Origin of the sequence: Convivina intestini, assembly GCF_003096575.1 — a bacterium.
Classification (GTDB): Bacteria; Bacillota; Bacilli; order Lactobacillales; family Lactobacillaceae; genus Convivina; species Convivina intestini.
Map to the genome: position 1 here is coordinate 1 of NZ_QEKT01000005.1, position 24,606 is coordinate 24,606.

Annotated in this window: 23 protein-coding genes, 1 tRNA gene and 1 other annotated feature; of the genes, 6 read left to right on the top strand and 18 right to left on the bottom strand. The window is 41.2% G+C overall.

The features are described from left to right. Positions 1 to 133 precede the first annotated feature (133 nt). Entirely contained in the window at positions 134 to 436 is a 303-nt protein-coding gene (locus tag C7384_RS04800; RefSeq protein WP_133240781.1) for a hypothetical protein, read from the bottom strand. A 629-nt stretch (positions 437 to 1,065) separates the two neighbouring features. Here C7384_RS04800 and C7384_RS04805 point away from each other — a divergent pair. Beyond that, positions 1,066 to 1,428 (top strand): hypothetical protein, encoded by a 363-nt coding sequence (locus C7384_RS04805; protein WP_133240782.1) that lies wholly within the window; start codon positions 1,066 to 1,068, stop codon positions 1,426 to 1,428. 125 nt (positions 1,429 to 1,553) lie between these two features. Here the strand turns inward: C7384_RS04805 and C7384_RS04810 are convergent, their stop codons facing one another. The 6 genes from C7384_RS04810 to thrS all read right to left on the bottom strand — a co-directional run bounded on the left by C7384_RS04810 (position 1,554) and on the right by thrS (position 8,719). Next, complete coding sequence (locus C7384_RS04810; RefSeq protein ID WP_089938839.1) at positions 1,554 to 2,417, bottom strand: fructosamine kinase family protein; 864 nt, start codon at positions 2,415 to 2,417, stop codon at positions 1,554 to 1,556. Positions 2,418 to 2,578: 161 nt separating this feature from the next. Further along, a complete protein-coding gene (locus C7384_RS04815) occupies positions 2,579 to 3,970 on the bottom strand; it encodes a nicotinate phosphoribosyltransferase (protein WP_089938837.1) in 1,392 nt (463 codons plus the stop codon). Then, on the bottom strand, positions 3,970 to 4,515 hold the full coding sequence (locus tag C7384_RS04820) for a helix-turn-helix domain-containing protein (RefSeq protein WP_089938835.1): 546 nt from the start codon (positions 4,513 to 4,515) through the stop codon (positions 3,970 to 3,972). The genes C7384_RS04815 and C7384_RS04820 overlap by 1 nt, the downstream gene beginning before the upstream one ends. Positions 4,516 to 4,577: 62 nt before the next feature. After that, positions 4,578 to 5,237, bottom strand: coding sequence for a VTT domain-containing protein (locus C7384_RS04825; RefSeq protein ID WP_089938833.1), 660 nt, complete (start codon positions 5,235 to 5,237; stop codon positions 4,578 to 4,580). 63 nt (positions 5,238 to 5,300) lie between these two features. Further along, positions 5,301 to 6,674, bottom strand: a complete 1,374-nt coding sequence (locus C7384_RS04830; RefSeq protein ID WP_089938832.1) for an amino acid permease — start codon at positions 6,672 to 6,674, stop codon at positions 5,301 to 5,303. A gap of 89 nt (positions 6,675 to 6,763) precedes the next feature. Continuing rightward, entirely contained in the window at positions 6,764 to 8,719 is a 1,956-nt protein-coding gene (gene thrS, locus C7384_RS04835) for a threonine--tRNA ligase (RefSeq protein WP_089938830.1), read from the bottom strand. A gap of 73 nt (positions 8,720 to 8,792) precedes the next feature. Next, positions 8,793 to 9,005 (bottom strand) — a binding site (T-box leader). 275 nt (positions 9,006 to 9,280) lie between these two features. Between thrS and C7384_RS04840 the strand changes: the two genes are divergently transcribed. After that, positions 9,281 to 9,748, top strand: a complete 468-nt coding sequence (locus C7384_RS04840; RefSeq protein WP_089938829.1) for a flavodoxin — start codon at positions 9,281 to 9,283, stop codon at positions 9,746 to 9,748. Between the two features lie 30 nt (positions 9,749 to 9,778). On the opposite strand, the gene C7384_RS04845 is transcribed toward C7384_RS04840, so the two are convergent. The 4 genes from C7384_RS04845 to serC all read right to left on the bottom strand — a co-directional run bounded on the left by C7384_RS04845 (position 9,779) and on the right by serC (position 13,334). Continuing rightward, positions 9,779 to 10,501 carry a YebC/PmpR family DNA-binding transcriptional regulator gene (locus C7384_RS04845; protein ID WP_089938827.1) on the bottom strand — a complete coding sequence of 241 codons (723 nt, stop codon included), beginning with the start codon at positions 10,499 to 10,501 and terminating at the stop codon, positions 9,779 to 9,781. A gap of 72 nt (positions 10,502 to 10,573) precedes the next feature. Next, positions 10,574 to 11,062, bottom strand: a complete 489-nt coding sequence (locus C7384_RS04850) for a phosphatidylglycerophosphatase A (RefSeq protein WP_089938825.1) — start codon at positions 11,060 to 11,062, stop codon at positions 10,574 to 10,576. A 12-nt stretch (positions 11,063 to 11,074) separates the two neighbouring features. Further along, positions 11,075 to 12,247 carry a 3-phosphoglycerate dehydrogenase family protein gene (locus C7384_RS04855; RefSeq protein ID WP_089938823.1) on the bottom strand — a complete coding sequence of 391 codons (1,173 nt, stop codon included), beginning with the start codon at positions 12,245 to 12,247 and terminating at the stop codon, positions 11,075 to 11,077. Next, positions 12,237 to 13,334 carry a 3-phosphoserine/phosphohydroxythreonine transaminase gene (gene serC, locus C7384_RS04860; RefSeq protein ID WP_089938821.1) on the bottom strand — a complete coding sequence of 366 codons (1,098 nt, stop codon included), beginning with the start codon at positions 13,332 to 13,334 and terminating at the stop codon, positions 12,237 to 12,239. Before serC ends, C7384_RS04855 begins: the two co-directional genes overlap by 11 nt. Before the next feature lie 281 nt (positions 13,335 to 13,615). Between serC and C7384_RS04865 the strand changes: the two genes are divergently transcribed. Together C7384_RS04865 and C7384_RS04870 are read left to right on the top strand one after the other, a co-directional pair. After that, a tRNA-Leu gene (locus C7384_RS04865) sits at positions 13,616 to 13,699 on the top strand. A 567-nt stretch (positions 13,700 to 14,266) separates the two neighbouring features. After that, entirely contained in the window at positions 14,267 to 14,920 is a 654-nt protein-coding gene (locus C7384_RS04870; protein ID WP_089938819.1) for an NAD(P)-dependent oxidoreductase, read from the top strand. Positions 14,921 to 14,958: 38 nt separating this feature from the next. Here the strand turns inward: C7384_RS04870 and asp3 are convergent, their stop codons facing one another. The 7 genes from asp3 to C7384_RS04905 all read right to left on the bottom strand — a co-directional run bounded on the left by asp3 (position 14,959) and on the right by C7384_RS04905 (position 23,268). Further along, the gene (asp3, locus tag C7384_RS04875; protein ID WP_089938817.1) at positions 14,959 to 16,065 is read right to left on the bottom strand and encodes an accessory Sec system protein Asp3; all 1,107 of its coding nucleotides are present in this window, start codon (positions 16,063 to 16,065) and stop codon (positions 14,959 to 14,961) included. 1 nt (position 16,066) lies between these two features. Continuing rightward, positions 16,067 to 17,605: an accessory Sec system protein Asp2 gene (asp2, locus tag C7384_RS04880; RefSeq protein ID WP_089938815.1), complete on the bottom strand. Its 1,539-nt coding sequence runs from the start codon at positions 17,603 to 17,605 to the stop codon at positions 16,067 to 16,069. A gap of 4 nt (positions 17,606 to 17,609) precedes the next feature. Next, positions 17,610 to 19,088 (bottom strand): accessory Sec system protein Asp1, encoded by a 1,479-nt coding sequence (gene asp1 / locus C7384_RS04885; protein ID WP_089938813.1) that lies wholly within the window; start codon positions 19,086 to 19,088, stop codon positions 17,610 to 17,612. A gap of 30 nt (positions 19,089 to 19,118) precedes the next feature. Continuing rightward, the gene (locus tag C7384_RS04890) at positions 19,119 to 19,949 is read right to left on the bottom strand and encodes a glycosyltransferase (RefSeq protein ID WP_089938811.1); all 831 of its coding nucleotides are present in this window, start codon (positions 19,947 to 19,949) and stop codon (positions 19,119 to 19,121) included. Then, positions 19,946 to 21,394, bottom strand: coding sequence for a glycosyltransferase (locus C7384_RS04895; protein ID WP_089938810.1), 1,449 nt, complete (start codon positions 21,392 to 21,394; stop codon positions 19,946 to 19,948). Before C7384_RS04895 ends, C7384_RS04890 begins: the two co-directional genes overlap by 4 nt. 153 nt (positions 21,395 to 21,547) lie before the next feature. Next, on the bottom strand, positions 21,548 to 22,534 hold the full coding sequence (pta, locus tag C7384_RS04900; protein WP_089938808.1) for a phosphate acetyltransferase: 987 nt from the start codon (positions 22,532 to 22,534) through the stop codon (positions 21,548 to 21,550). A 74-nt stretch (positions 22,535 to 22,608) separates the two neighbouring features. After that, the gene (locus C7384_RS04905; protein WP_089938806.1) at positions 22,609 to 23,268 is read right to left on the bottom strand and encodes a uracil-DNA glycosylase; all 660 of its coding nucleotides are present in this window, start codon (positions 23,266 to 23,268) and stop codon (positions 22,609 to 22,611) included. 48 nt (positions 23,269 to 23,316) lie between these two features. Between C7384_RS04905 and C7384_RS04910 the strand changes: the two genes are divergently transcribed. Both C7384_RS04910 and C7384_RS04915 read left to right on the top strand, forming a co-directional pair. After that, positions 23,317 to 23,874 carry an LURP-one-related/scramblase family protein gene (locus C7384_RS04910; RefSeq protein ID WP_089938804.1) on the top strand — a complete coding sequence of 186 codons (558 nt, stop codon included), beginning with the start codon at positions 23,317 to 23,319 and terminating at the stop codon, positions 23,872 to 23,874. After that, a complete protein-coding gene (locus C7384_RS04915; RefSeq protein ID WP_243400717.1) occupies positions 23,867 to 24,574 on the top strand; it encodes an SAM-dependent methyltransferase in 708 nt (235 codons plus the stop codon). The genes C7384_RS04910 and C7384_RS04915 overlap by 8 nt, the downstream gene beginning before the upstream one ends. The last annotated feature ends 32 nt before the right edge of the window (positions 24,575 to 24,606 follow it).

Sequence of the window (24,606 nt, forward strand, 5' to 3'; positions counted from 1 at the left end):
GGTCAATTGCTTTTAATTTAGTTGCCAGTGAATATTTCGCCATGATAAAAGGCGCCCCCTAGTTTGGATTTCTCCAATCTAGGGGGCGCACTTCAGCTCTACTTCAGAGCCGTCTTTTCATTTACCATCAAACTTATAGCCAATCCATGTGATCCCCATAATTAAGGAATCCATTTGATAAATCTTCTCGCATGGATTTCCGTCGATCAGAACGCATTTCTTTATCTTTGCGACTATGGTTGATGAACTGATCATTCACGTCACTAGCCTGTTGAATATAACGCTCGCGTTCATTCCGCTGCTTTTCTTTGCTTTCGGAATCTTTTCCAAAGTTATCTGGATTATAATAACGAACTCGTGGCAAAATCTTTCCTTTCGTGCTTCCATCAGAGCATTGATAAAGGCTCATATGAGAATAAGTCTCTATTTTGCTCATCATATTACATAATTAAAAAATGACAAATCTATGTACAAGGCTTATTTAATACACATCATTAACTATTTACTTAAAAATAAATCTTGGAAATCTCTATAAATGTGAAAAAATACTTTTATTCGCCATTTTTTATAATTTTAACACGAAAAATCACCTTTAAATTTGTTTCCTTTTCTTTTTTTAATAAATATTATTATTTCATCCATTTTTATTAAAGGTATAGCTTAATCTAGCTCTTATATATCGTCTTTCTTTCCCACTATGTACAGGATTGGCCTATTTTTATTTTTTTACTGAAAAACCGCCGATATCTTATGCTAAGATGTCTTTAGTCGCATTTTTTCAAGTAAGTTATTTTGTGAAAAAGACAACAACTAAAGCTAAAATTATAATTTCTTGGGGCTTTCACTAGCCAATATATGAACACAATCTCACGTGCTGCACTAGTGATGTAAGTCCCCCTACATATTGGGCCTTTGTCAGTCGTTTTAACCTCAAAGCGTGACGGCGTTGTAATCCTTACCGCTGACAATGTAAGCCCCAGTACATACGTGCAATTCACGTTAAAAATTATCGTCGCTACAGCGATAACCTTAATTCTGTCAATGATTTATCACGGGGAGTACAAAATGATAATGAACCAGATTGGTTATTTATACCTATCTAAAATTGGCTTAACCACGCCCACCACTACGATTGAGCGGACTGATTTTTATATTCAATTTTCCATTTGTTTTGGGGCTATCAATTTTGCCCTACTAGACATGCACAAAATTTCCTTCCTTTACAGTGAAGTCAATGAAGATCAAGAAATCCCACTGGTTTGGAGTAAAAAAAGAAAAATAAAGTTCAGCCAACCTAATCAAAAATTTGTCATTAATGACGTTCGCATGCCTTACATCAAGGATGGTGTTTATCGCGTTAGTATGTTTGTTTCCGATGAAAATGATCAATTAATTACGAGTTCGTCAACCCTAGTTAATGTATCTTAAGTACTAGGCCTTCACTGGCATATCAATTTTAATTCTTTCTTCTAAACTTCTTCAAGCTGGTGATATAAGTCCTATCTATAAAACACCCCAACCGCCATGGGCCCCGGTTGAGGTGTTTTTTCTGTTTAAAAACTAATTAATAAATTGTTTAAACGTGGCGCATATATATCACCAAAACGGACAAAGTGCATCAAAATGTAATAGAATTCATACCACTTCATTCGCTCTTGCCAGCCATCATCTAGTGGAAAATGCTCCTGATAACTTTCATAGAAGTCGTCATTGAAACCGGCAAAGACACGACTGATTCCCAAATCATATTCGCGATCTCCATAAAAGGCATTTGGATCAATTAAAACGGCATGGCCAAATTGATCAAACATAAAGTTTCCAGCCCATAAATCGCCATGGAGTAACGAAGGTTTAACTGATTGGACATGAGCGTCTTGACGAATTTGTTCCTTTAGATTGTCAAAGTGATCGCCCCGCTGGGTTAACCAAAATTTGGCTTGCTGAGCCTGTTTCATCAAGGGCTCTAACCGTTGTTTAATGAAAAATTCACCCCAATTATCCTGCCAACTATTATCTTTGGGCACAAAATCAACTAAGTTATTCAATTCAAAGCCAAATTGATCTGCCGTTTGACGGTGAAGCTTAGCTACGGTAGCCCCTAAATCATCTTGGTAGCCACGCCCTGATTCAACCCAAGTCAGAAGTAAGTAGGCATTGCCCTGCACCTCTCCTTGTGCCATTACTTTTGGAACTGGTACAACTTGACCCAGGGCCTTTAAACTAGCTACCTCACTGTCAAAGAAACTGGCTGGGTGATCTGGTTGCACCTTTAAAAATAAGTGCTGATTGCCACTGTACAACGAATAAGCTAAATTAATGTCTCCACCCGAAACAGCTTTTAAATTATGCGGATCTTGCAGGTGTAAACGACTAATAAAGTCTTCATTTACCACATTGTTTTTACTAACTCTGGTCATTGATTTCTCCTCTTTTTTGGGTTAAAAAACAAAAAAACAGCTTCCGAAGAAAGCTGTTTTTGAGAAAAAAGGGGCCCGATAAAATTGTAAGTTCTTTGAAAATGCAATAAATCAGTCCGCATCTTTCCCACCGTTTATGCTAACACCAGTCTAACACTTTTTTAAAAATCGTGAAAGTTTTCAGCCCGAGCAAGCATTGAGTTTACATCAATTTGTTTCATATAACCGTTGTCATAAACAGTCTCTAATAGGTCTTGACCAGGATGATCAGCAGGTACGGTAATGATTTGTCCCTGGTCATCATAAATAACCTTCATCCGACCCGATTTTGAAACTTTAGAAGGATCTGTTTTAGGACGTTTTTGAATTTGCAGGTGCTCTCCGGCGCTATTTTCAGCATAGGCCTCCTTAATCGCAAAACGCTCAGTGTCTCGAGTAAAGCCTTCTTGCAACAAGCCCCCACCTGATCCAACCACCAAATTATCACTAGACCAACCGTGGTCTAATAAGGCTTGGTAGAGCTCGATCATGGTATCAGCATTCATACCATCCCCTTGAATTAAACCAACATTATGATTCAAGACTCGATAGCCCTTCTCATTTAAGCTAGTACCAAATATTTCAGCCAGTAAATCCAAAATTTGTAGATCAACGGTTTGTGGATCACCAGAATCCGGACGTAAGACGACTCGACCCAATCGATTTTTAATTCTTTCCTTCATGGCCGGTGAGCCCACTACGTTTTGTACAAAATTAAAAGTATCGTAAGAATCAATCACAATTGACACTGGTGCTTCTTCAGGCGTCCGATCTAGCTGGGCATTTAGATAATCAAGCTCCCCCTGGCCCTCGCCATAAGCAGTCGCTACTGAATGTTCCGTCGCCCAAATTGATAAGGCCCGACCTTCTAAGCCATAGACTGAAGCAAAATAACGACTGGCAGCCATATTGTCAGAACCACGAAAATGGAGCAGATGAGCACTACCCCCACGTTCACCAGATTCTAGCGAAGTGGCCCCCCGCAAACCAAAGTCATTAACCATCAGGGGCAAGTTGTCCATGGAACCACTTTTTTCAACTAAGGGCGCTAAACGCTTTTTAATGTACATCGAATTAGTCGCAATGGTCGTTGGATACCAAACATGCATCAAGATCGTTTCCAAGGCATTTAAACTAGTCGCAAACCAGCTCTGTGTGGATTCAATTGTAAATAAAGCAGTCCCAGTTGGCACGACCATTCCTTCTGGTAAGGCTTTAATTTTAACCGGAAAATGGCCTAAATCTCGCACCTTTTCCCAAACTGGTCGATTGAAATAGACATCATTGCCAAAGGTTAATTCAGCCACCTTTTGAGCCTCATCAATCATGGCATCAGTAACTGGCTGGGTAAAATAGTCGTTTAAAATCATTGACATACCAAACCAAGAAATATGGTCATATCGCCCGCCCTGTCGAGCTTCCCCGTAGGAATAAAGCTTGGTAATATTTTGTGGATATTGTAAATGATGGGTTAGTTTATATGCATCAGTTGCCAAAATGATATTAGTCATTATTACATCTCCGTAGGATTACTACTAGTTAAGAGTGGCGTCAAATCGCCATAATTTTGGTCAGTTGCTAAACGAATAATTCGCCAATCATACTGGGCATTATTATTTTTCTCATCAATGTAAGGATCGTAAAGCCCCCGCGTTTGTAAAATCAAATAACCAGCAAAAGCTTTTATGAATTCGGCATTGCTAGCCACGGTCTTAATCAATTTACCGGTTTGAAATAAACCAACTGCCAACTGATCACCGGCCCACTCACCTTCTAAGGCCCATTTTAAACTAATCCAATCTGAACTAGTAATCCCCAAATTAAAGAGATAATCGCTGGTTAAACGAATATGAATCGGGTGTTCTTGGGTTTGACTAGCATTGCCCCGCTGATCCAATACTTTTGAGAAAACCAAACACAGTTCTTCAATTTGACTAGCACTTGGCATGACCTGGCCGCCCTGCCAAGTAGCCAGTTGATTGCTATCCACCTGCAAAGCTTCGGCTAAATCTTGATCCGATATTTTGGTTAATTCTTGTAATTTTTTAATATTATTCATACTTCTATTATACCTGCTTTTACAAGTAGAAAAAAAGATGCCCACGGCATCTCTAATAAATATTAATCAGCTTTACGCTTTTGAAAGAAAGAACGGCCCACAGCAATAATGGTTGGGATTAATGAAACCAATACAATCCCTAGAATAATGGCGGAAAAATGTTCCTGGAAGAAGGGAATATTACCTAATAAGGCACCGGCGCCAGTTGCTAGAAAACTCCATGAAAAGGCAGCGATCACAACATAGCGGAAAAATGTACTAAATGAAAAATGACTAACACCTGAAACAAAAGGTACAAAAGTTCGAATAATTGGTACATAACGTCCTAAAATAATCGCCATGCCACCATGCTTTTCAAAGAAAGCTTCGGCTTCTTTAATATTTTGCTCTTTAATCATTTTATTGAATGGTGGTTTTTTCAGTAACTGATAACCACCAGTATGACCAATCCAATAATTTAAAGTGTCCCCAGCCACAGCCGCGATGAAAAATAACACCATAAACACCCAATGGTTTAGACCAGCTGCCTGTCCAGCAGCAGTCATGGAAATTGCACCGGCAGCAAAGAGCAAGGAATCACCCGGCAGAAAAGGCAAAACGACGGCACCCGTTTCCACAAAAATAATGATAAATAAAATCACATAGGTCCATGGGCCGAACTGTTGGACAATATTGGCCAAATGATGATCGATGTGTAGGACAAAGTCAATTAAAAAAGACATGTAAAGCTCCATTCGATTTGAGTAAGTCTATTGTAACAAGGGAGGCATTAAATAAAATTTAAATTACTTCGTTACAGATTGCGGTTGAAGGCGTGAAATTAACCCAAAGATAGCCAACCACAAGGTAGCCCCGATTGCTGGTACAACCGAATCAGGGTTAAAGAAAAGCGTGATATAAATCAAAACAAACACGACTAGCGAAAAGGGCACCGCCACTTGAGGAAAGTCCATCAAGAAACCATCCTTGAGGTAATCACTGGACTTACGATATTGCCAGTAGGCCGCCAAAGTCAAAATATAAATCATTAAGAACAAATCAGTTGAGGCACTCGTTACAAAACTAAAGGCGTCTGTAATTTGCGGAATAAGACTGATAATCGCTGAAAAAGCGACTACTAGTGAAGTAAAGAAAATCGCATTAGTTGGCAAATTATTCTTTGACATCTTAGCAAAAGGCTTTAAGAAGCTACCACGAGATTCAACTGCCAGGGAATAAAAATTACGACTAGCGGTAAACAAAACTGAGTTTAAGGCTGAGGCTGCACTGGTCAAAACCACAAAGTTAACCAAGGCCGCCGCCCAATCAATCCCGGCTAGTTCAAAGACCATCACAAAAGGACTTTGGTTAGCCGGAATCTTAGTCCAAGGATAAATGGTCATAATAATGAACAGCGCCCCTAGGTAAAAGAACAATACTCGCCAGGGAATCTGATTAATTGCCTTAGGCAATACTTTTCGTGGATTTTCAGTTTCGGCCGCTGTCATCCCGATAAATTCCATCCCCACAAAGGCAAACATCACCATCTGAAAGGCATTAACAAAATTACCGACCCCATTAGGGAAAAGACTAAAATGTTGCCAAACATTGCTAAAAGCAACTGGCCCTGCCGCGGTTTTAAAACCAGTTAAGGCCATCATGATTCCAGTCACGATTAAAGCCAAAATAGCCACGATTTTAATCATGGCAAACCAAAACTCGGTTTCACCATATAGGGCTACGGCAATCAAATTCACCGCCGTTAAGACCAGTAAAATCACAATTTGAATAATCCAACTAGGCCACTGGGGGAACCAAAACTGAACATATTTACCAATGGCTGTTAGTTCGGCCATCCCCATGAAGGCCACTGTTAGCCAATAGGACCAACGGGCAAAAAAGCCAGTTCGATTACCCAAATAACGGCTAAGAAAGGTAATAAAAGTATGCTGGTTAGGATCTGCATACAGCATTTCCCCAATCGCACGCATCACCACAAACATCAACAAGCCAATAATGGCATAAATCAATAAGATAGCTGGCCCAGCAAAATGAATCGAATTACCAGCCCCCATAAAGAGTCCGGTCCCAATTGTGCCACCAATCGCAATCAATTGAACATGTCGATTTTGGAGGCCGCGTTGCTGTTCTTGGCCCTGATTATCTTGATTTAAAGACATCATTTTCTCCTTTACTGAAAATATAAGACAAGGCACCCAACAATCCTGCTCGTCGTTGAGTGCCTGCCTTAATTCATTTTCATTAAAAATTACTTTTCACGTGAGTAATTTGCTACATCCGCCACAACTTCACCTTCAAAATCAGCCAGACTCATCGTCTTGGTTTGATCTTGACCGTACTGACGAACAGTAACTGTTTGACCTTCAATTTCGTCGTCTCCTAATACCAAAGTATAAGGAATCTTGTTGGTCTGGGCTTCACGAATCAAATAACCCATCTTAGCATCCTTGGTTTCAACATGAGCCCGCAAACCAGCGGCTTGAAGCTGCTTTTGAACCTTACGAGCATAATCACCGTGCGCACCTAAGTTAACGGGGATTATTTGCACTTGCAAAGGTGCCAACCAAGTTGGGAAAGCGCCCTTATACATTTCAATCAAGTAGGCGGTGAAACGTTCCATCGTACCAACGATTCCACGGTGGAGCATCACTGGCCGATGATTATCTTGACCATCTTCGCCAACATAAGTCAGATTAAAGCGATCAGGCAAAAGGAAGTCCAACTGAATGGTCGATAGCGTTTCTTCTCCACCCAAGGCAGTCTTGGTCTGGACATCCAACTTAGGACCGTAGAAGGCCGCTTCTCCTTCAGCTTCGTAATAATCCAACTTCAAGTCGTCCATAGCGCGCTTTAACTGAGCTTGGGACTTTTCCCACATCTCATCATCATCAAAGTACTTATCGGTATTTTCGGGATCACGATATGACAAACGGAAGCGGTAATCAGTAATGTTGAAATCTTCATAAACGCCCATCATCATTTGCAAAATCGACTTAAATTCTTCTTCCAACTTTTCTGGTTCCACGAAAGTGTGGCCATCATTTAAGGTCATTTCACGCACCCGCGACAAACCCGTTAAGGCGCCGGATTTCTCATAACGGTGCATCATGCCCAATTCAGCGATACGCATTGGCAAGTCACGATAAGAACGGGGCTTGTGCTTATAAACCATAATGTGTGATGGACAGTTCATTGGCCGCAACTCTAAGAATTCGCCATCACCCATATCCATTGGTGGGAACATATCATCACGATAGTGGTCCCAGTGTCCCGAAGTCTTATACAGGTTTAAGTTGGACAAAACTGGTGTATAAACGTGCAAGTAGTCATTTGATAGTTCTTTATCAACAATGTAACGTTCTACTTGGCGACGGATAGTGGCCCCATTTGGCAACCAAACTGGCAAACCAGAACCAACTTCTTGGCTAGTAAAGAAGAGATCTAGGTCTCGACCAATATTACGGTGGTCACGTTCCTTAGCCTCGGCTCGACGTTGCAAGTCAGCTTCTAAATCGCTGTCCTTCCAAAAGGCTGTTCCATAGATTCGCTGCATTACAGGATTATCAGACTTACCACGCCAGTAAGAACCAGCAACTGAGATCAACTTAAAGTGCTTAATCCAGCCGGTTGATGGGACTAAACCGCCCTTATCCAATTCAATGTGATCACCTTGCACGGCAATTGTAATCGGCTCATCAGCTGGTAAGTCTTCGATTAATTCAACCTTGTAAGGATCATTAGCAAACAGTTTTAATGCTTCATCACGAGAAATTTCGCGAGAAAGGATTGGCAAATCTTCTTTAGCAATCTTGTGCATCATGGCTTCGATTTCCGGAAAATCTTCGACAGAAACCTGATTTCCAGCACCGTTATCAGTGTCGTAGTAGAAACCATTTTCGATGTAAGGACCAACCCCAAAGTGCATATCTGCAAACTTTGGCAAACGCTTAAGCGCTTGGGCCAACAAATGCGAGGCTGAGTGGCGTAAAATGTCACCGGACTCTGCATCAGCAGTGGTAATTAATTGAAAGTCACCACTGTGCTTGATTTCATCGTGCATCCCCACATAGTGACCGTCTAGCTTAGCTGAAACGGACTTTTTAGCCAAGGACTTAGAAATTTGACTAGCCACATCAATCGGCTTTACGCCTGCTTCATATTCCTTAACAGCCCCATCCGGGAAAGTTAACTTAATTGTTGCCATAATATACCTCTTCTTTTACTCGTTTGCAGTGACCGGATTTCCCCTAAAAAAACGCCCCTCCGAACATATTGTTCAAAGGGACGTTTTACCGTGGTACCACCCAATTGACCTGTTGTTAAAACACAGGCCCCTCTTTTAACGGTTAACGGTGTCACCCGGATCAACTTTCCATCTACTCGCTGATCACTTAAAGGTAGTCCCGTTATAGCCAAGCTACCTACTTACACCAGATGTAGGCTCTCTTAAAACTTGAAGTATAACAGGTTGTCCTTATCACTGTTTATAGTTGTAGTCTAGCACAAAACTTGCGCTGGCACAATTATTTTAAATCTTCTAAAACTTGCGCCAAGGCTTGGCGGGCAGTATCATCATGATCTAAAATACCGTTATCATAAACTGATTGTAACGCTTGAATTTGACTTTTTGTTAAGGCCATTAGTAAGCACTCCTTTAATCTAATCTGCTAATATTGTACCGCATTTTCCAGGCGGATGTATGCTAACTGGCGGTAAGCATAAAAGTCGGTATAATAAACAATAATGTATTTAGGAGGATTTTAAAATGACCCAACACCCCTTAAGCGCTCAGGTGGTCTTTGCTACTATCACTGGTAACAATGAAGCCGTGGCGGATATTATTATTGATCAACTTAAAGCGGCCGGTTTGTCGGTTAAAAAAAGTGAAATCAGTCAAACTGAAGTAGAAGAACTCCAACAAGTTGATATTGCCATCATTGTGCCCTACACCTATGACCAAGGTTCTCTACCCGATGAAGGGTTAGACTTCTTTGAAGATTTGGCAGACGTTGATTTAACCGGGGTTGTTTATGGTATTGCTGGTTCAGGAGATTTGTACTACGGTGATACTTACTGTTTAGCCTTGGACAGCTTTGAAAAGCAAATCCAACCAACCGGTGCTATTCAAGGAGCAGAAATTGTCCGGATTAATTTACGGCCCAGCGCCGAGGATGCGGTCATTTTAAAGTTATTTACCGATCAAATTATTGCCAAAGCTCAGGCCTTAAAATAAAAAATTGTCCCATAATTATGGGACAATTTTTTATTCAGCAGTGGTATAAACCGCCAAAACATCTTCATTTTCTTCCAATTCATCAACTAGCTTATCTAGCTTTTCACGGTCTTCACCGTCGATGGCCATTGGATTTTGTGGAATCATGGTTACTTCTGAATCGGCAAAAGTGTAGCCAGCATCAGTTAAAGCAGCTTCCACAGTCTGAAAGTCAGCTGGTTCAGTATAAATCTCAAACGCTTCATCAGAAGTTTGAACATCTTCGGCACCCGCCTCTAAAGCGGCTTCCAAAATTGTATCTTCATCCAAATCAGGGAATTCTTCGCGATCAATCACTAAGTAACCCTTACGATCAAATTGGAAAGCCACTGAACCACTGGTTCCTAGTGAACCACCAAAGTGCTTGAAAGAATTACGAACCGTTGAAACCGTACGATTAATGTTATCAGTCGAAGCTTCCACTAGAACGGCTACTCCGGCAGTACCATAACCTTCATAAGTGACTTCTTCGAACTTAGCCCCACCAGCACCAGAAGCCTTATCCAAAGCACGTTGGATGTTGTCTTTTGGCATGTTGGCTGCCTTAGCCTTTTCAACTACTAAACGTAGGGAAGAATTCATTTCGGGATCTGCACCGCCAGCCTTTGCCGCAACATATAAATCGTGGGCTAACTTTTGGAAAATTTTTCCTCGCTTAGCATCCTGGGCATTTTTACGACCTTGAATGTTATGCCATTTACTGTGTCCTGACATTGTGTCATCTCCTTAAACAATACGAATAGTTTTTATTTTACCAAAAAAAGAAGTCTAAGACTAGCACTTCTTTTAATACTGATTACCGCCTAGAATTTCCAGGTAAGTCATGGCCGCACTAGCAATTAAGGCCGCTAAAATATCATCCAAATAGACATTAATTGAATCTAACCGATCATTGATTTGACCAATCAAACCTGGTTTTAAATCATCTAAGAGGCCGTAATGGACCGTAGCAGCGGCCGAACACTGTTGGGTAATGGCAATTGCTAAAATTTCATCGACATTATGGCCATTGGCATCACGTTGCAAACGGGCCTTAAGCGGCTCGCTGTCAGGCATTTTTTCAGCCTGTTCATCTAGATACAGCGCCGTTAAAATAATATCGGCCACTTCATCCTTATGTAACACCCGATTAATAGCTTGATCTAAAAACTCTTTTTGAATTTCATCATGATATTTATTCGTTAAGAATTCAGCGGCACCATCATAAACATCTGAAAGGGCTACTCCTCGTTCTTGTAACTTAGCAATGGCGGCTGATTGTAGTGCTTCGGTCATTTTTTATTCTCCTTACTTGCTTTGCTGGTAAAAATGAACTTTTAATACTTGGTCAATTTGGCCTAAACGACTCAACAAACCGGCTTCTTGCTGTTCATCCAATTCATTAATCGCCACTAAAGTATAGGCATATTGCTTATTAGCTCGATTACTTAATTCTTCAATATTTAAGCCTAAACTACCGAATACTTGGGAAATTTGTCCCAGCATATTAGGCACATTTTCATGGAAAATACCAACTCGATATTGACTAGTAAAAGGTTCGTTAATATCTGGAAAATTAACTGAATGAATTAAGTTTCCACTGGTCAAAAAGGCATCCAATTGTTGGGCGGCCATCGAAGCACTAGTTTCCTCAGCTTCAATGGTTGAACCACCAATATGAGGTGTAATAATAACCTGGTCGTTGTCATATAGTACGTCATCGCTAAAATCAGTTAGATAACGCCGTAAACGTCCCTCTTTTAAAGCATCAACCGCAGCTTGATTGTCAACAATGCCATTGCGCGAATAATTAATCAAAGCTGCTTCTGGCTTCATTAGGGCTAATTTATCACGACTAATGAAGAAATGGTTGGTTTCCGTATAAGGAATATGAACAGTGACGTAGTCAGCATCCTGCAATAAAGTTTCTACCTGACTGGCATGTTGCACATGTCGGTCAATTCGCCAAGCTGTATTAGCATTTAAACCAGGATCATAACCAATCACCTTCATGTCCAAGGCTAGGGCCGTATTAGCCACCTTGGAACCGACATTTCCTAGCCCAATCACTCCTAGTGTTTTACCAGCTAATTCAGTCCCGCGATAGCCTCCCTTATTACTTTCCGTTCGCAAGGAAACATCCCCACCACGGACACTATTAGCAAAATCAATGGCCCCGATGACCGGCCGAGCAGCCATAATCAAGGCCGCAATGGTTAGTTCTTTGACCGCATTAGCATTTCCTCCCGGCGTGTTAAAAACTGGAATACCACGCTGAGAAAGCTCATCAACCGGAATATTATTAAAACCAGCGCCGGCTCTTACAACGGCCTTAACACTGTCACTAATCGTTTCGGCATGGAGGTCCTGTGACCGTAACAAAATCGCATCAGCTGGCTGATCAGCATTGAGTTGGTATCCGTGTTCAGTTAAATAATTTAACCCCTTAGGGCTAATGGCATTATAGGTTTTAACGTTCATTTTGATGCTCCTTTTGTGCTTTATCTAAGTAGTCAATCAAGGCCGTTACCGCTGCTAGCGGCTGGGCATTGTACAAGGAAGCCCGGAAACCACCCACAGAACGATGTCCAGCTAAATTATATAGGCCATATTCTTGGGCTTGTTGAGCAATTGTTTGATCTAATTGATCATTACCGGTGCTAAAGACCACGTTGGTCAAAGAGCGATCTGCTCCTGTAACTAACGGATGGTAAAAATCAGATTGGTCTAAGTAGTCATAGAGCAACTGGGCCTTCTTTTGATTTGCAGCATACATAGCGGGTACCCCACCTTGATCCTGAACCCAGCCTAAGACCAAATTTAAGGCGTAGATATTAAATACTGGTGGTGTATTATACATTGAATTTTTATCCAAATAGCTTTGATAACGCATCATTGGTCCCACCTTAGTTACGTTTTGTTGAGCTAACCAGGACTTCTTAACAATTACCACAGTTACTCCGGCCGGGCCTAAATTCTTTTGTGCTCCGGCAAAAATCAAGTCAAAATTACGGACATCGTAGGGCTCTGCTAAAATATTAGAACTCATATCAGCTACTAAAGGACCGGTTGTTTGCGGTAAATTACTTTGGTGATAGCAGGTTCCTTCAATCGTATTGTTAGTCGTAATATGCAAATAATCATACGCTGGAGCCGAAAAATCAGCCGGTAACTGCGGTAAGTAGCGATACTTTTCATCACGAGAGCTCGCTACAATTTTAGCCGAAACTCCTTCTGCTTGAGCAGCTTGGGCGGCCTTGTGCGCAAAATTACCAGAATCTAAGACCGCAATCTGATGCTTTTGGTTAGCAAAATTAAGCGGCACCATTTCAAATTGTAAAGAGCCACCCCCTTGAACAAAAAGCACCTCATAGTCTTGGGGTAAATTCATTAACTCACGTAAGCGGTCCTTAGCCTGATCAACTATTTTGTCAAAGGTTAAACTTCGATGTGAAATTTCTAAAATACTCATATGCCCTTTTTGACTTTGAGCCAAATCAGCCTGAATCTGAGCCAAAACTTCGCTGGGCATAACCGCTGGCCCAGCCGAAAAATTATAACTTTGCATATCTACCTCCCAAATTGGGTATTAAAAAAGCACGGGGTCGAATGATTGATCGACACCCATGCTCAACTTGGTTTACTATTTAAAAACGTAAATAAACCCGATTAGCAATGAGTGCCAACGGGGGAGGAGGAAAAGAGTACATGATTATTTAATTGAATAATTAGCATCTTCCAGTCCCCCCTTCATTAGGTATTTACTCCCCCAATCATACCCCGGAACGATTGAATGTCAAGTCTTGTAATCGAGTCCTTTTTAACGGTATAATACATTAGTTGTATCTTGCCGATGTGGCGGAATTGGCAGACGCGTACCGTTCAGGTCGGTATGATGATTTCATCGTGCAGGTTCGACCCCTGTCATCGGCATAACAGGCTAGTAAAGCACCACCTAAGCCTAAGTTACTCCAATTTGAAGTTGGAGTTTTTTCTTTTTAGCATAAAAATCCTGCATTAGTAGTGAAACAGCTTAATTATTTTTCATTAAAATTGCATAATAAAGGAAATAAATAAAGTTAATAAACACTCGAATTTTACTATTTTAACCGGATTACCGGTTATATATTTTTATCAAGACTGGAACCGATACCGTACTTTTTGATGCCATAATACGGGGCCTTCGTCGGCATATGATTTCTCCTAGCACACACTACTACTCCAATCCACCGACGATGTAAGTCCCTGACGTTGTTCTTAACGTGTATGTAGGCTTTTACTACCTATCTGGCTGGTAGTAATATAAGTCCTATACATATTTAGTTATGTATTCACGTCCGACTCAGCCTGGTAAACTGTAGTCAATAATTAAGACAATGTCCAAACAAAAACAGCTAAGTAAGCATACTTAGCTGTTTTTTGTTGGATAAATTTAATAAATCAGACAAGCTGCAGCCATAAACCGTATAATATGGTTAATGTAAAGAAAGGTTGTTTATCATGAAAATCTTAATTATTGGTGCAACCGGCATGGCCGGTCAATCCCTAACCCAACTTGCTGTTGCACAAGGCTTCTCGGTTACCGCTAATGGTCGCAATGCTGAAAAATTAGCTCAGCTGCAACAGCGATACCCAGCCATCACGCCTTTAGTCGCTGATGCCTTTAGCCTAACTAAGAGTCAATTGACACAATTTGATGTGGTCATTGATGCCTTTGCCACTAGTCCAGATCAAGCCTACCTCCATGTTGATTTAGCAACACATCTAGTAGCTTGCCTACGCAATCAAACTAAGCCACGCTTAGCCTTCATCCTTGGGGCTGGTAGCTTAAAGACTGGGGCCAATCGGCATAACCTGGTAGATGATATTATCGCTGATCCGGCTAACCAAGCTTGGCAAGCGATTCCACAAAATCAACTAGCCGAACTAGATTTCCTAAAGCAGGTGGATAATGTCAATTGGTTTGGTATTTCTCCAGGAATTACCTTTGAAGATGGTCCAGCTAGTGAACAAATAATTACTGGTACAGATGACTTACTCTTTAACTCGGCTGATCAATCCGTAACTACCTCTGGTACGATGGCTCAAGCGATGCTATCAGAAATCCAGCATCCTCAGCACCACCAAAGCCGTTTTACCATTATTAATGCCTAAGTAAAAAAAGCCTTTTAATTAAGGCTTTTTTTGACGAACTAATCTTCATTCATAAAGAAGTTACGTAGCCGACCACTATGAAGCTTACTACTTTTCTTCTTTTCTTGATGACTGGCGTGCTGAGGGATCATATCAGCGCGAGTATAATCAGTGATTGCTGTATCATATCGCAAACTGGCTAACCGATCCTCATTAGGATGGGGCACCATCACGGGCACTCGCAAATCATTGGCAAAAGCGCTAGTTAAAAATTCAAAGGAACCGGTTAACGACTCACTAATTCTAACGGAAATATTTTTAAATTGTTCTCTTAGCGCGGGTGACATCCGTTCCAAATAAGGTACTTTTTGATCAGCACTCGGATCAGAAATAACCGCATGGCTACCTCGGAATTTACCCTGATAGGTTAAGGCCGTATAGCTAGAAATTAAACCATAGCCAACAAATTCAATTTTGTTGGCATGTACCGCTTTTTTGGCCTTATTAATTTCTTCGACTAGGTCGGTTTTAAGATAGCTATCGGCATGCAATAAGTCCGTAGTAAAGTACAGAACCGCCTGATTACTAGGTGAAATCAAATCATTCACGTATTTAAGACTGTGAAATTCTGGTTCTGAAAAAATTACCCGTAAGGTCTTATTCTTTAAGTTTTTAGGTACGTCTAAGTAAGCATACAGATCATCATTTAATTGCTGATCACCACTGAGTAGATAACCCTCTTCAACCTTAGGACGAATATTAAAGCCTCGGAAGATAAAACTACCCGTTCCAGCGGAAAGTAATTTAACTTGATAATAGTCAGTTCCCTCTGGCACCGTCACTTCAATGCGATCAGCATTTTGTTGCTTAGTATCCAAAGCCAAGCCGTCTTTATCGTAAAAAGTTACGGCTAAATAGGCATGCATCCGCTCTGAATTAACAACTTGACGGTCAAAATAATAGGTTTTACCGGGATACAAATACGGTAAATCTGACATCGTTTTAGTATTTAAATAATTAGCCTGAGAGTACCAGCCAACAATTGGCTGTCCACTGGGCAAAAATTGATGCTGAAACTCAACTTCGTTGTAGGCTTTAAAATCAATTACCGCCCCCTGCAATTCAATTAACTGCGTTTCGGGCGTCCAATATACTTGATATCTCATCTTAACGCCCCTTTGCAATCATTTCGGCAATAATCCGCTCGTATTCATCAATCATGAAACGAATCATCTCTGGAATCTTCTGTTCGTGATAACCAGGCTCTCCGTGATGATTCAAACGGACACGCCGTTCTTTTAGATAGTCTAACAACTGTGGCAAAGAAACCCCATCATATTCATCGCTATCCATACTAAACATTGATACTTGTGGCCAGTCAGTGGCGCTGAGTTGATCAAGTTTATGCCACAGTTTTTGATTTAAGGCGACCGTGTCTTCTGGATCAACTCGGCCAGTCAATTGCCGGCGCACGTCCAAAGTCCAGTCATGGTTAACGCCACTATGTGGGAATTCAGCACTGGATGTAAAAGTACCCAAATTCAAGATTGGCTTAGCTAGTAAGAGGGCCCCCGGCTTAATATCTGGCGTGTAATAAATAGCCGGATAGCTTCCCATGGAGTACCCAGACATGATGACCTGATCGCTGGTTAAGCCCAAAAATTGTTGGGCCTTACGAATAATCTTTACAACCAAGGCTTCATAGGCGGCATTACCAACGTCAAAGGCTCCCCCCTGACTACGAGCATCAGTGAATAACAAATAAGGATAACCTAATTTGTCCAAAGGCCCCATCATTTCAAAACCTTCCACGTGCAAACGGGTACCGGCAAAGAGGACAATCATTGGTCCTTTTTTGGTACCAGGATTAAAGTAGGACAAGACTTCTTGATTGTCTTCGGTCAACTGACGCTGTCCACCGGGAATAAACATCCCCAAACCGTGCCGGGAACGGCGTTGATGTACCGCATGTAAATCCACAGTCCCCTTCCCCTTGGCCAAAACAATAATTTGATAATCTTGGTAACGAGCTGGGGCCTTCAAAGGCGTCATATTAACTAAGCCATCACCCCGCAAAAACTGTAGTTGTTGCAGACGACCACCATGGAAAAAGACACACTCTAAACTAACTTGAGCTGTCCCAGTTGCATCATAATCGAGATAAATCAAATTATCTTGGTTAGGGTTCAAATCCCCCGCAAAAGTTTTTAAAGTCCCAATTTGTTGCCAATCATCGCCAAAATCACCGGTAAAGGCACTGGAAAAACGACCGGAACGGCGGAATTGCCAATCATAATTAATGGTTGGAATAAATTGCTCTTCACTAAAACGGGTTGGAAAGGCAATTTGTCCCAAATACAAATCCGCTAAAATACGTTGGGCCACTGTTTGGGGTTGTTGTTCGTTGAAGTGAAAGGCACCGCGCATTGACAAAGCCTGTTGCAATTCAACGCTAATCTGGCTCAATTCAGCCAAATAAATGAAACGATAAGCCGGCCATTCTTCAATTTTTCTTACTAGCAAACTGCTATCCAGTGTCAAATCGGTCAACAAAACGTAGTCTTGTTCTAATTTAAAGGGTTCATCTTGTTGAGCCAAAAAAGTAGGCAAATCAGCTACTGTGGTATGAACCCATTTTAGGCCATCCGTTGCAGCTTGACTTGTCCAATCTGCTTGTCCAATTTGTAATACCGATATATCAGCCATGCCGTTATTTTTCTCCGTATTTATTACCTAAACGCGCACGTTTAAGCACTTCTTGCCACTTTTCCCATAATTCCTGTTGATCAAATTCATAGGACAGGCGAATCGCTGCGGTTTGAATGTTCATCCAGTAATTCCAATCTTCCAAATACTGGTTAACTACAGCAATAATTTGACTTGGCTCTTGCAAAATTTGACCATTTTGTCCATTGACCAAATAGGGCGTAGCTACCCGATTTAACTGCGGAATACCCTTGGAAATTGCCAAAGTCTGTAAATAAGTATTGGGCCGATTGCCAAAATCTAACAGCAAATAAGTGGCATGGAACCAGTCCAATAGTTGCCCTTCAGATTGCGGTGGAATAAAGATGAATTGGTCTTGAAAGGCCTGTACATCCGCGGTTGTACTTCCTGGTTGACTAGCCATTTGTTGCGCCGCTTCAGCCACAATTGCTCGTAAATCATCGACTGCCTGTGATGACTCGCAAACAATATTTAACTCACGATGCTCCTGAACTAACTGAATTAAGGTCCGCATAATCTGATGGCGTAACTGTTCATCAACCTGATTAACTGCCCAAAAGATTGGTAAGTTATTATGTGGTGCCGCCCGTCCCAAAACTAATTGCGCTGCAAACGGTGGAATGACTTCTAAGGGTACTTGAACCAAAGAATTAGCCTGTAAAGCAGGCACTTCGCCTGGTTGACTGGCAATAATTTGCTGGCCATTAGTAGGAACTTGAACCGTACTTTCAGCGTAATCACCATTATAAGTCGTAATGATTTGGTAGCCAGCTGGTAGTTGATCCAAAATTTCAACATTTCGACCAGTTTGAGCCACTAACAAAATCTCTTCTGGTGGTAGGGTTTTAAGATAGCGAACACTGACCTCTCGAATCAAAGCGTTCATATTAGGAAAGGTCTTTTGACCAGTCCAACTTTGCTGGGTCGTTACTAGGCCAGTTTGGTAATTTTCTTGAACCGCAATATCCCCACTAGGTGTTAAGTAGTCTACTCGCACCACAACATCATTTTCAAAGTTAACCACGCGCGAGACAAAGCCACGATCATCCAGCGTCAATTGTTGTTTTAGTTTATCATTTTCCATCAAATCAATCCGGTCAAACAAATCACCGGATGGATAAGCAGGCCAAATTGTCGCATAGTGCTGACGCTTGACCATAATCAATACCCGATCATACATCCGAATAAACTGTGCATCCGGCGGCCAGGTAAAGTCATGAACACCTAATGGTTGCTGTTGTTTAATGTTAACATTTTGCAAGCAGTCATAGGCTGACCAGTAGGACAAACCTTCTAACCCGTTTTGCGATAAAAGTGCTCGAAACTTTGGTAAGTAGTCACAAACAACTAGCTCAACGGCTTCCTTATTGAGAGTAAATAACTTGGCCTGGTGCACCATAGCATCCATCTGTGGAACCTGATTTAGATACCGCTGCCAATCTGGCATCATATGTATGGGCATTGCCACTTCCTCCAATTAAAAAACTGATAATTACTTTAACAACGATACTTTATTAAGCTTCAAACGAGCCTTACGTAATACCGCAAAGTCACGGGGCTTAACTTGAACTTTTTTGATCTTATGATCCGGGTTATTCAAAACGTTCATCAAGTTACCCAAAATGTTACCTTGATCATCCACAACTGATTCTGGCAAGGTTAACACGGTATTCGCCGGTGCAAAATCAATTTCACGACCAACTTGGGTAATCCGATACTCATTTTCAGGAAAACTATTACCAACTGCAGCAACATAGTCTTCGGCATTTGCGTACTTTTGACCATCGGCATAAACAAAGTTACGTTGCCCTTCAAAATAAAAGTCACAAGCTTGTGGCTCTTTGGCGCCAACATAAAAGTCAGACTCTAACAACTGCCCTTCACTGAAATATTGTTTAGCAAAAATACTACCATCACGTTGGTAAATATCTTTGTAATCAATTTGACCGTCGGCATCTTGCCAGCTAACCGCTTGAACCAGACGTTGCGAATTCGCAAACCAACGCACCTTAGCCAGTTCATGACCCTGACTGATAATACTCTTCGTCCAGTCGTCGTTAATAATGGCTTGGGCTTCATTAGGAACTGGCAAATCAGTAAACCAAATACCTTGCGTTTCATCGGCATCAGACAAATAAGCCCGAGAATACATATCATAGACCCGCTTAGGATCTAGACCGAGCCCCTTAACCAAGTTAGCAGCATCTTCATGGGGCGTAGCAATCCACAATTCATCACTTTTACCAGTTTTAACTTGTTCAATTTGCCAACCAATTCCCGGGAAATTAAGGAAATCAAGGGAATTTATTAATTCAACTTTCATGATAGCTCCTCTACTAATTTCTGCCACTGATCAGCAATCCGATCAGATTGATAAACATGGGCAACTTCGTGGGCCCCCTGTGATAATTGATCATAGTCATCAAAAATAGCGCGCATAGCAGCAGTTAAGTTAACCACGTTTTGATCTTCGTCACTGTCTTGGCGGCTAAATTCAGCCAATTTTCCGTTAACCCCGTCTTGAACCAATTCTTGGGCCCCGTACAAATTAGCATAAGTCGCAATTGGTAAGGCGTCAGAAATAGCTTCAATGTAAGTCAGACCAAATCCTTCAGAATAAGAAGCTGATACAAAGGCGTCATAAGCTTGTAAGTCTTTAACCACGTTTTGACTAAGTCCCTTAACGGCCACATAGTCCCCTAGATTTAATTCAGTAATTAAATCGTTTAACGGCTTTTCATCAGCCCCAGAACCGTAAATGGCCAGTGTCGCGTTCAAACCATCCTGACGCAAAGCAGCAATGGCCTTAACAATTTGACTAATGTGCTTTTCAGGGTGCAAACGAGAAGCCGTCACAAAACGGGCTTCCTTACCATCCCAATGATGAGCAGGCTCGTTAATATCGGCTCCCCCAACTGGTATAGCATGAATTTTTTCCAAATCAACCGCCACGACTTGATTTTTCAAATCATCCTTCATGGCGTCCCGTTGCAACTTAGTAGCCGTAATAACCGCATCCATGGTATCAAAGTGGTCAAACATGTACTGATAGAAGTTGTTAAATAGTGGATGACCGTTTTGGAATTCGACCAGATGAGCAGCATGCACGATATCAACAATCTTGAAATCAGCACCCTTCTTTTTTGCTCGAACCAAGGCTTCTTCGTTTTCATTACCACGATCAATAAAGTAAATATTCTTATCAAAGGAATTTTCTAGTTCCCCTAAAAAGAAAGTAACCAATTCTTCAAAAGTTTCGAAAAGATAATCATTACCACGGAAATTATTTAAATGAATATTAGTTGGTACTTTTCCTCGAGAAGGTACCTCACGGAAATGCCAAGAAATCTTATGATCTCCATTTTCTAAGAAAATACGGCTATCATCAACGATATAGATCTTTTTTTCATCAGAATAACGCTTATCCCGAATGATTGTTTCTTGATATTTACCAGTTGTTTGCCGAACTTGACGCCGTTGTGTATTCGTTAAATCCCACAAAGAATCTTCTTGGAAAGAAAATTTCTCAATTAGACCAGTCTTTAGATACTGATCAGGATCATCACTCAACAAGTAATCATACATGCCAATCACTTCGTCTTCGGCTAAGTGCCATTCTTGCATGTGTTGATGCAATTCTGGCAACAAATCGGTAAAGACTAGTTTAAATGGAATATTCTTTTGACGAAAACGAGCGGCCCGGTAAAATTGCGCATGTTCGACACCACTATTACCGTGACCCATCCCTTTATTGATGAAAATATTCATTTTGTTCCCTCCGGATACAGATTGTTTTCTAATATGAGTCTAATAGTAAAACCACTATTCATTATGCCACAGTTGGTAGGGTTTTAACTAGGTTTAATCGCGAAATATGGACCCTGGAAGCAAAAAAATAAAAAAAAAGAACCAAACTGGTTCTCATTGTACCAATGCCTGTGCAGCAGTGATAATGGCAACTTTATAAACATCTTCCTCATTTGCACCACGTGACAAATCTGAAACAGGTTTGGCCAATCCTTGTAAAATTGGGCCAATGGCTTCAAAGCCACCCAAACGTTGGGCAATTTTATAACCAATGTTCCCTGCTTCTAGACTTGGGAAGATAAAGACATTGGCTTGACCGGCTACCTTAGATCCAGGGGCCTTGGCCTGGCCAACCTTAGGGACAAAGGCTGCATCAAACTGCAATTCGCCATCAATTTGGTCGGCTAACTCTGGTGCCATTTCTTTGGCCAAACGAGTTGCTTCCACGACTTTATCCACTTCAGCTGATTTAGCTGATCCTTTAGTAGAAAATGATAGCATTGCTACTTTAGGTTCTAAATCAAAAACCTTGGCAGTATGAGCTGATTGAATAGCAATCTGGGCCATGGTAGCCGCATTAACGTCAATATTAATGGCAGCATCGGCAAAGACGTAACGTTGATCACCTTTTTGCATAATAAAGGCACCCGAAATATGAGTTGAACCTGGGGCAATCTTGATTAATTGCAAGGCCGGACGTACGGTATCACCAGTTGGATGAGTAGCTCCTGATACCATTCCATCAGCTTTACCCATCTGAACCAACATAGTACCAAAGTAATTAACATCCTTAACCCACTTAGCCGCTGTATCAGCATCCGTTTTTCCATTACGACGGGCAACGATTGCCGCTTCCATAGCACTTAAATCAGCACTGGGATACTGCTTTGGATCAATAATGGTTAATTGATCGATTGACCAATTATGAGCTTGAGCCACGGCTTCAATTTTGCTTTGATCGCCCAATAAAATTGGTTTAACAAGCTGGTCTTGGGCCAAACGAACGGTGGCTCCTAAAACTCGCTCATCTTCTCCTTCCGGAAAAACCAAAGTTTGCGGTTGCTTTTGAATCTTTTCTTTAAACTGTTCAAACAAATCCATATGACACTCCTATCAAATCAATATTTTACTACTGCTATTATAGCAAACCTAGCAACTAGTTTCACAAAGTAAACTTAATGTAACCAATTAATTGGTTCCCGCCCCTTTTCAATTAAAAAGGTATTTGCTTTAGAAAAAGGCTGACTCCCAAAAAATCCTCGATAGGCTGATAACGGGCTCGGATGCACACTAGTTAAGACTAGGTGTTTCTTTTCATCAATGAGCTTACGTTTAGATTGGGCAAAGCGTCCCCATAAAATAAATACTTTTGGTTGAGTATCATCTGAAGCAATCTTAATTAAGGCGTCGGTTAGTCCTTCCCAAATCTGGCCCCGATGGGCATTGGCCTGTCCCTTGGGGACAGTGAGGACTGAATTTAATAACAAAACGCCCTGTTGGGCCCAAGATGATAAATCGTGGCTAGAACGGGGGCCAATATCAGTGGCCAATTCCTTTAAAATATTTTGCAAGGATGGCGGCGCTGGTACAGCGTCTGGTACTGAAAAACTTAACCCTTGGGCCTGACCAGGCTCGTGATAGGGATCTTGACCCATAATCACGACTTTAGTATTTGATAAAGGCGTTTGTTCCAAAGCGGCAAACAACTTTTCCCGCGGTGGATAAATTGCTTGATTGGATTGGTATACTTGATTGATAAAATCGGCAATCTCGGTCAAATAAGTCGGACTTAACTCAGCATTGATACCTGGAGCCCAGCTAGTGTGTGATAGCATGGTGCGTTGATCCTTTCATGTTAAAATAAGGAAAAGGGGATTGGTCTTATGGAAAAATACTATCTTCGTCATCATCGTAGCCAAGACGATGGCATTAACATTGTTTTTGATCAAAATTTCCAAGCCGTCTACTTAGTAGCCGGGCGTTTAGGTAAAAAAGATGACCAGTTAACCGTGCAAAGCATGTCTGGTGAGGTTTTAGTTCGCCTAAGACAACTCTCCTACGGTTTAATTCCGCGCTTTGAAATTAGTAGTCCAACTGAAACGGTAGCTTCGTTAAATTTTCACCTAGGCTATTTTGGTGATTTAATCTTTGTCCACCAGTTAAACTGGATGATTTCTGGTAACTTTTTAACCAATCACTACGTCACCTATCACCTTACCAAACGTCTGCTCAGTGTCAAACCAGAACTTCGACCCGATGGCCTGTATAACCAACTAACCGTCTTGGAAAGTAACGATGACTTGCCAATTCACATTGCCATTGCTGCCCTCCTTGATTTGTGGAGTTTAAAAACCAATAAGATTAATTTAGCCCTGCAACGCCCCTTTGTCCCCCTTAACTCCTACTACAATAACTTTTTTGAGGAATCCAATCGTGGATGAATTTCAACAGCAACTCCGACAACAATATCAAATTTTTGCAGATCGACCACTAGTCCAAGATAAAATTCAAGCGGTCCTAGATTGTTTAAAAAAAATAAAGCAACAACAATTGCCGGCTCAGCCCTTACCAGTGCTAACGTTTAGTATTAACGCCATTTTAGCAGACCCACGGTTAATGCCCCTTGATGACTTATTTAGTCAATTACGTCAGTACTTAATTGTTAACTTTGGTATTTGGTCCTTACCCAACCAGGCTTTTATTCGTGATTTAAGCGCCTTTATTCATGGGCGACCAACCCTAGAAATAATGGCTGGGAATGCACTGATTTCAGCATGTCTTCAACAAGCGAGTCAAATTATCCAAACAACTGATACCCTCAAATGGCAGGGACAAGACAATCAAAGCCCCCATCCTTGGTGCTCGGTTCAAACTTTAGATGCCCTTACAGCCGTTCAAACAATACCAGCAACAGTAATCATCATGAGTTGGGCTCCTGATACTGATAATCAAGATTATCAGTTGTTAAACTATCTGCGACAAGAAAATTTTCAAGGCGATTTAATTGTAATTGGGGAAGCCAACGGGGCCACGAATTCGGCTGACTTTTGGCAAACGGCCCAATTAGAAAAAAATAAACACCTCAATCAAAACTATCGCAGCCTAGACAATATTCAAGAAGCAGTGTATCTAGTCCAATAAAAAATGTCCAAATTAATGGACATTTTTTTATT

Excerpts from the sequence above, each read along its gene's own strand:
- C7384_RS04820 (WP_089938835.1), bottom strand. The coding sequence starts at position 4,515 with ATGAATAATATTAAAAAATTACAAGAATTAACCAAAATATCGGATCAA.
- C7384_RS04890 (WP_089938811.1), bottom strand. The coding sequence starts at position 19,949 with ATGAAAGTTGAATTAATAAATTCCCTTGATTTCCTTAATTTCCCGGGA.
- C7384_RS04895 (WP_089938810.1), bottom strand. The coding sequence starts at position 21,394 with ATGAATATTTTCATCAATAAAGGGATGGGTCACGGTAATAGTGGTGTC.
- asp3 (WP_089938817.1), bottom strand. The coding sequence starts at position 16,065 with ATGAGATATCAAGTATATTGGACGCCCGAAACGCAGTTAATTGAATTG.
- C7384_RS04840 (WP_089938829.1), top strand. The coding sequence starts at position 9,281 with ATGACCCAACACCCCTTAAGCGCTCAGGTGGTCTTTGCTACTATCACT.
- C7384_RS04825 (WP_089938833.1), bottom strand. The coding sequence starts at position 5,237 with ATGTCTTTTTTAATTGACTTTGTCCTACACATCGATCATCATTTGGCC.
- pta (WP_089938808.1), bottom strand. The coding sequence starts at position 22,534 with ATGGATTTGTTTGAACAGTTTAAAGAAAAGATTCAAAAGCAACCGCAA.
- C7384_RS04870 (WP_089938819.1), top strand. The coding sequence starts at position 14,267 with ATGAAAATCTTAATTATTGGTGCAACCGGCATGGCCGGTCAATCCCTA.
- C7384_RS04800 (WP_133240781.1), bottom strand. The coding sequence starts at position 436 with ATGAGCAAAATAGAGACTTATTCTCATATGAGCCTTTATCAATGCTCT.
- C7384_RS04805 (WP_133240782.1), top strand. The coding sequence starts at position 1,066 with ATGATAATGAACCAGATTGGTTATTTATACCTATCTAAAATTGGCTTA.
- C7384_RS04830 (WP_089938832.1), bottom strand. The coding sequence starts at position 6,674 with ATGTCTTTAAATCAAGATAATCAGGGCCAAGAACAGCAACGCGGCCTC.
- C7384_RS04845 (WP_089938827.1), bottom strand. The coding sequence starts at position 10,501 with ATGTCAGGACACAGTAAATGGCATAACATTCAAGGTCGTAAAAATGCC.
- serC (WP_089938821.1), bottom strand. The coding sequence starts at position 13,334 with ATGCAAAGTTATAATTTTTCGGCTGGGCCAGCGGTTATGCCCAGCGAA.
- C7384_RS04850 (WP_089938825.1), bottom strand. The coding sequence starts at position 11,062 with ATGACCGAAGCACTACAATCAGCCGCCATTGCTAAGTTACAAGAACGA.
- thrS (WP_089938830.1), bottom strand. The coding sequence starts at position 8,719 with ATGGCAACAATTAAGTTAACTTTCCCGGATGGGGCTGTTAAGGAATAT.
- C7384_RS04905 (WP_089938806.1), bottom strand. The coding sequence starts at position 23,268 with ATGCTATCACACACTAGCTGGGCTCCAGGTATCAATGCTGAGTTAAGT.
- C7384_RS04910 (WP_089938804.1), top strand. The coding sequence starts at position 23,317 with ATGGAAAAATACTATCTTCGTCATCATCGTAGCCAAGACGATGGCATT.
- C7384_RS04855 (WP_089938823.1), bottom strand. The coding sequence starts at position 12,247 with ATGAACGTTAAAACCTATAATGCCATTAGCCCTAAGGGGTTAAATTAT.
- asp2 (WP_089938815.1), bottom strand. The coding sequence starts at position 17,605 with ATGGCTGATATATCGGTATTACAAATTGGACAAGCAGATTGGACAAGT.
- C7384_RS04810 (WP_089938839.1), bottom strand. The coding sequence starts at position 2,417 with ATGACCAGAGTTAGTAAAAACAATGTGGTAAATGAAGACTTTATTAGT.
- asp1 (WP_089938813.1), bottom strand. The coding sequence starts at position 19,088 with ATGCCCATACATATGATGCCAGATTGGCAGCGGTATCTAAATCAGGTT.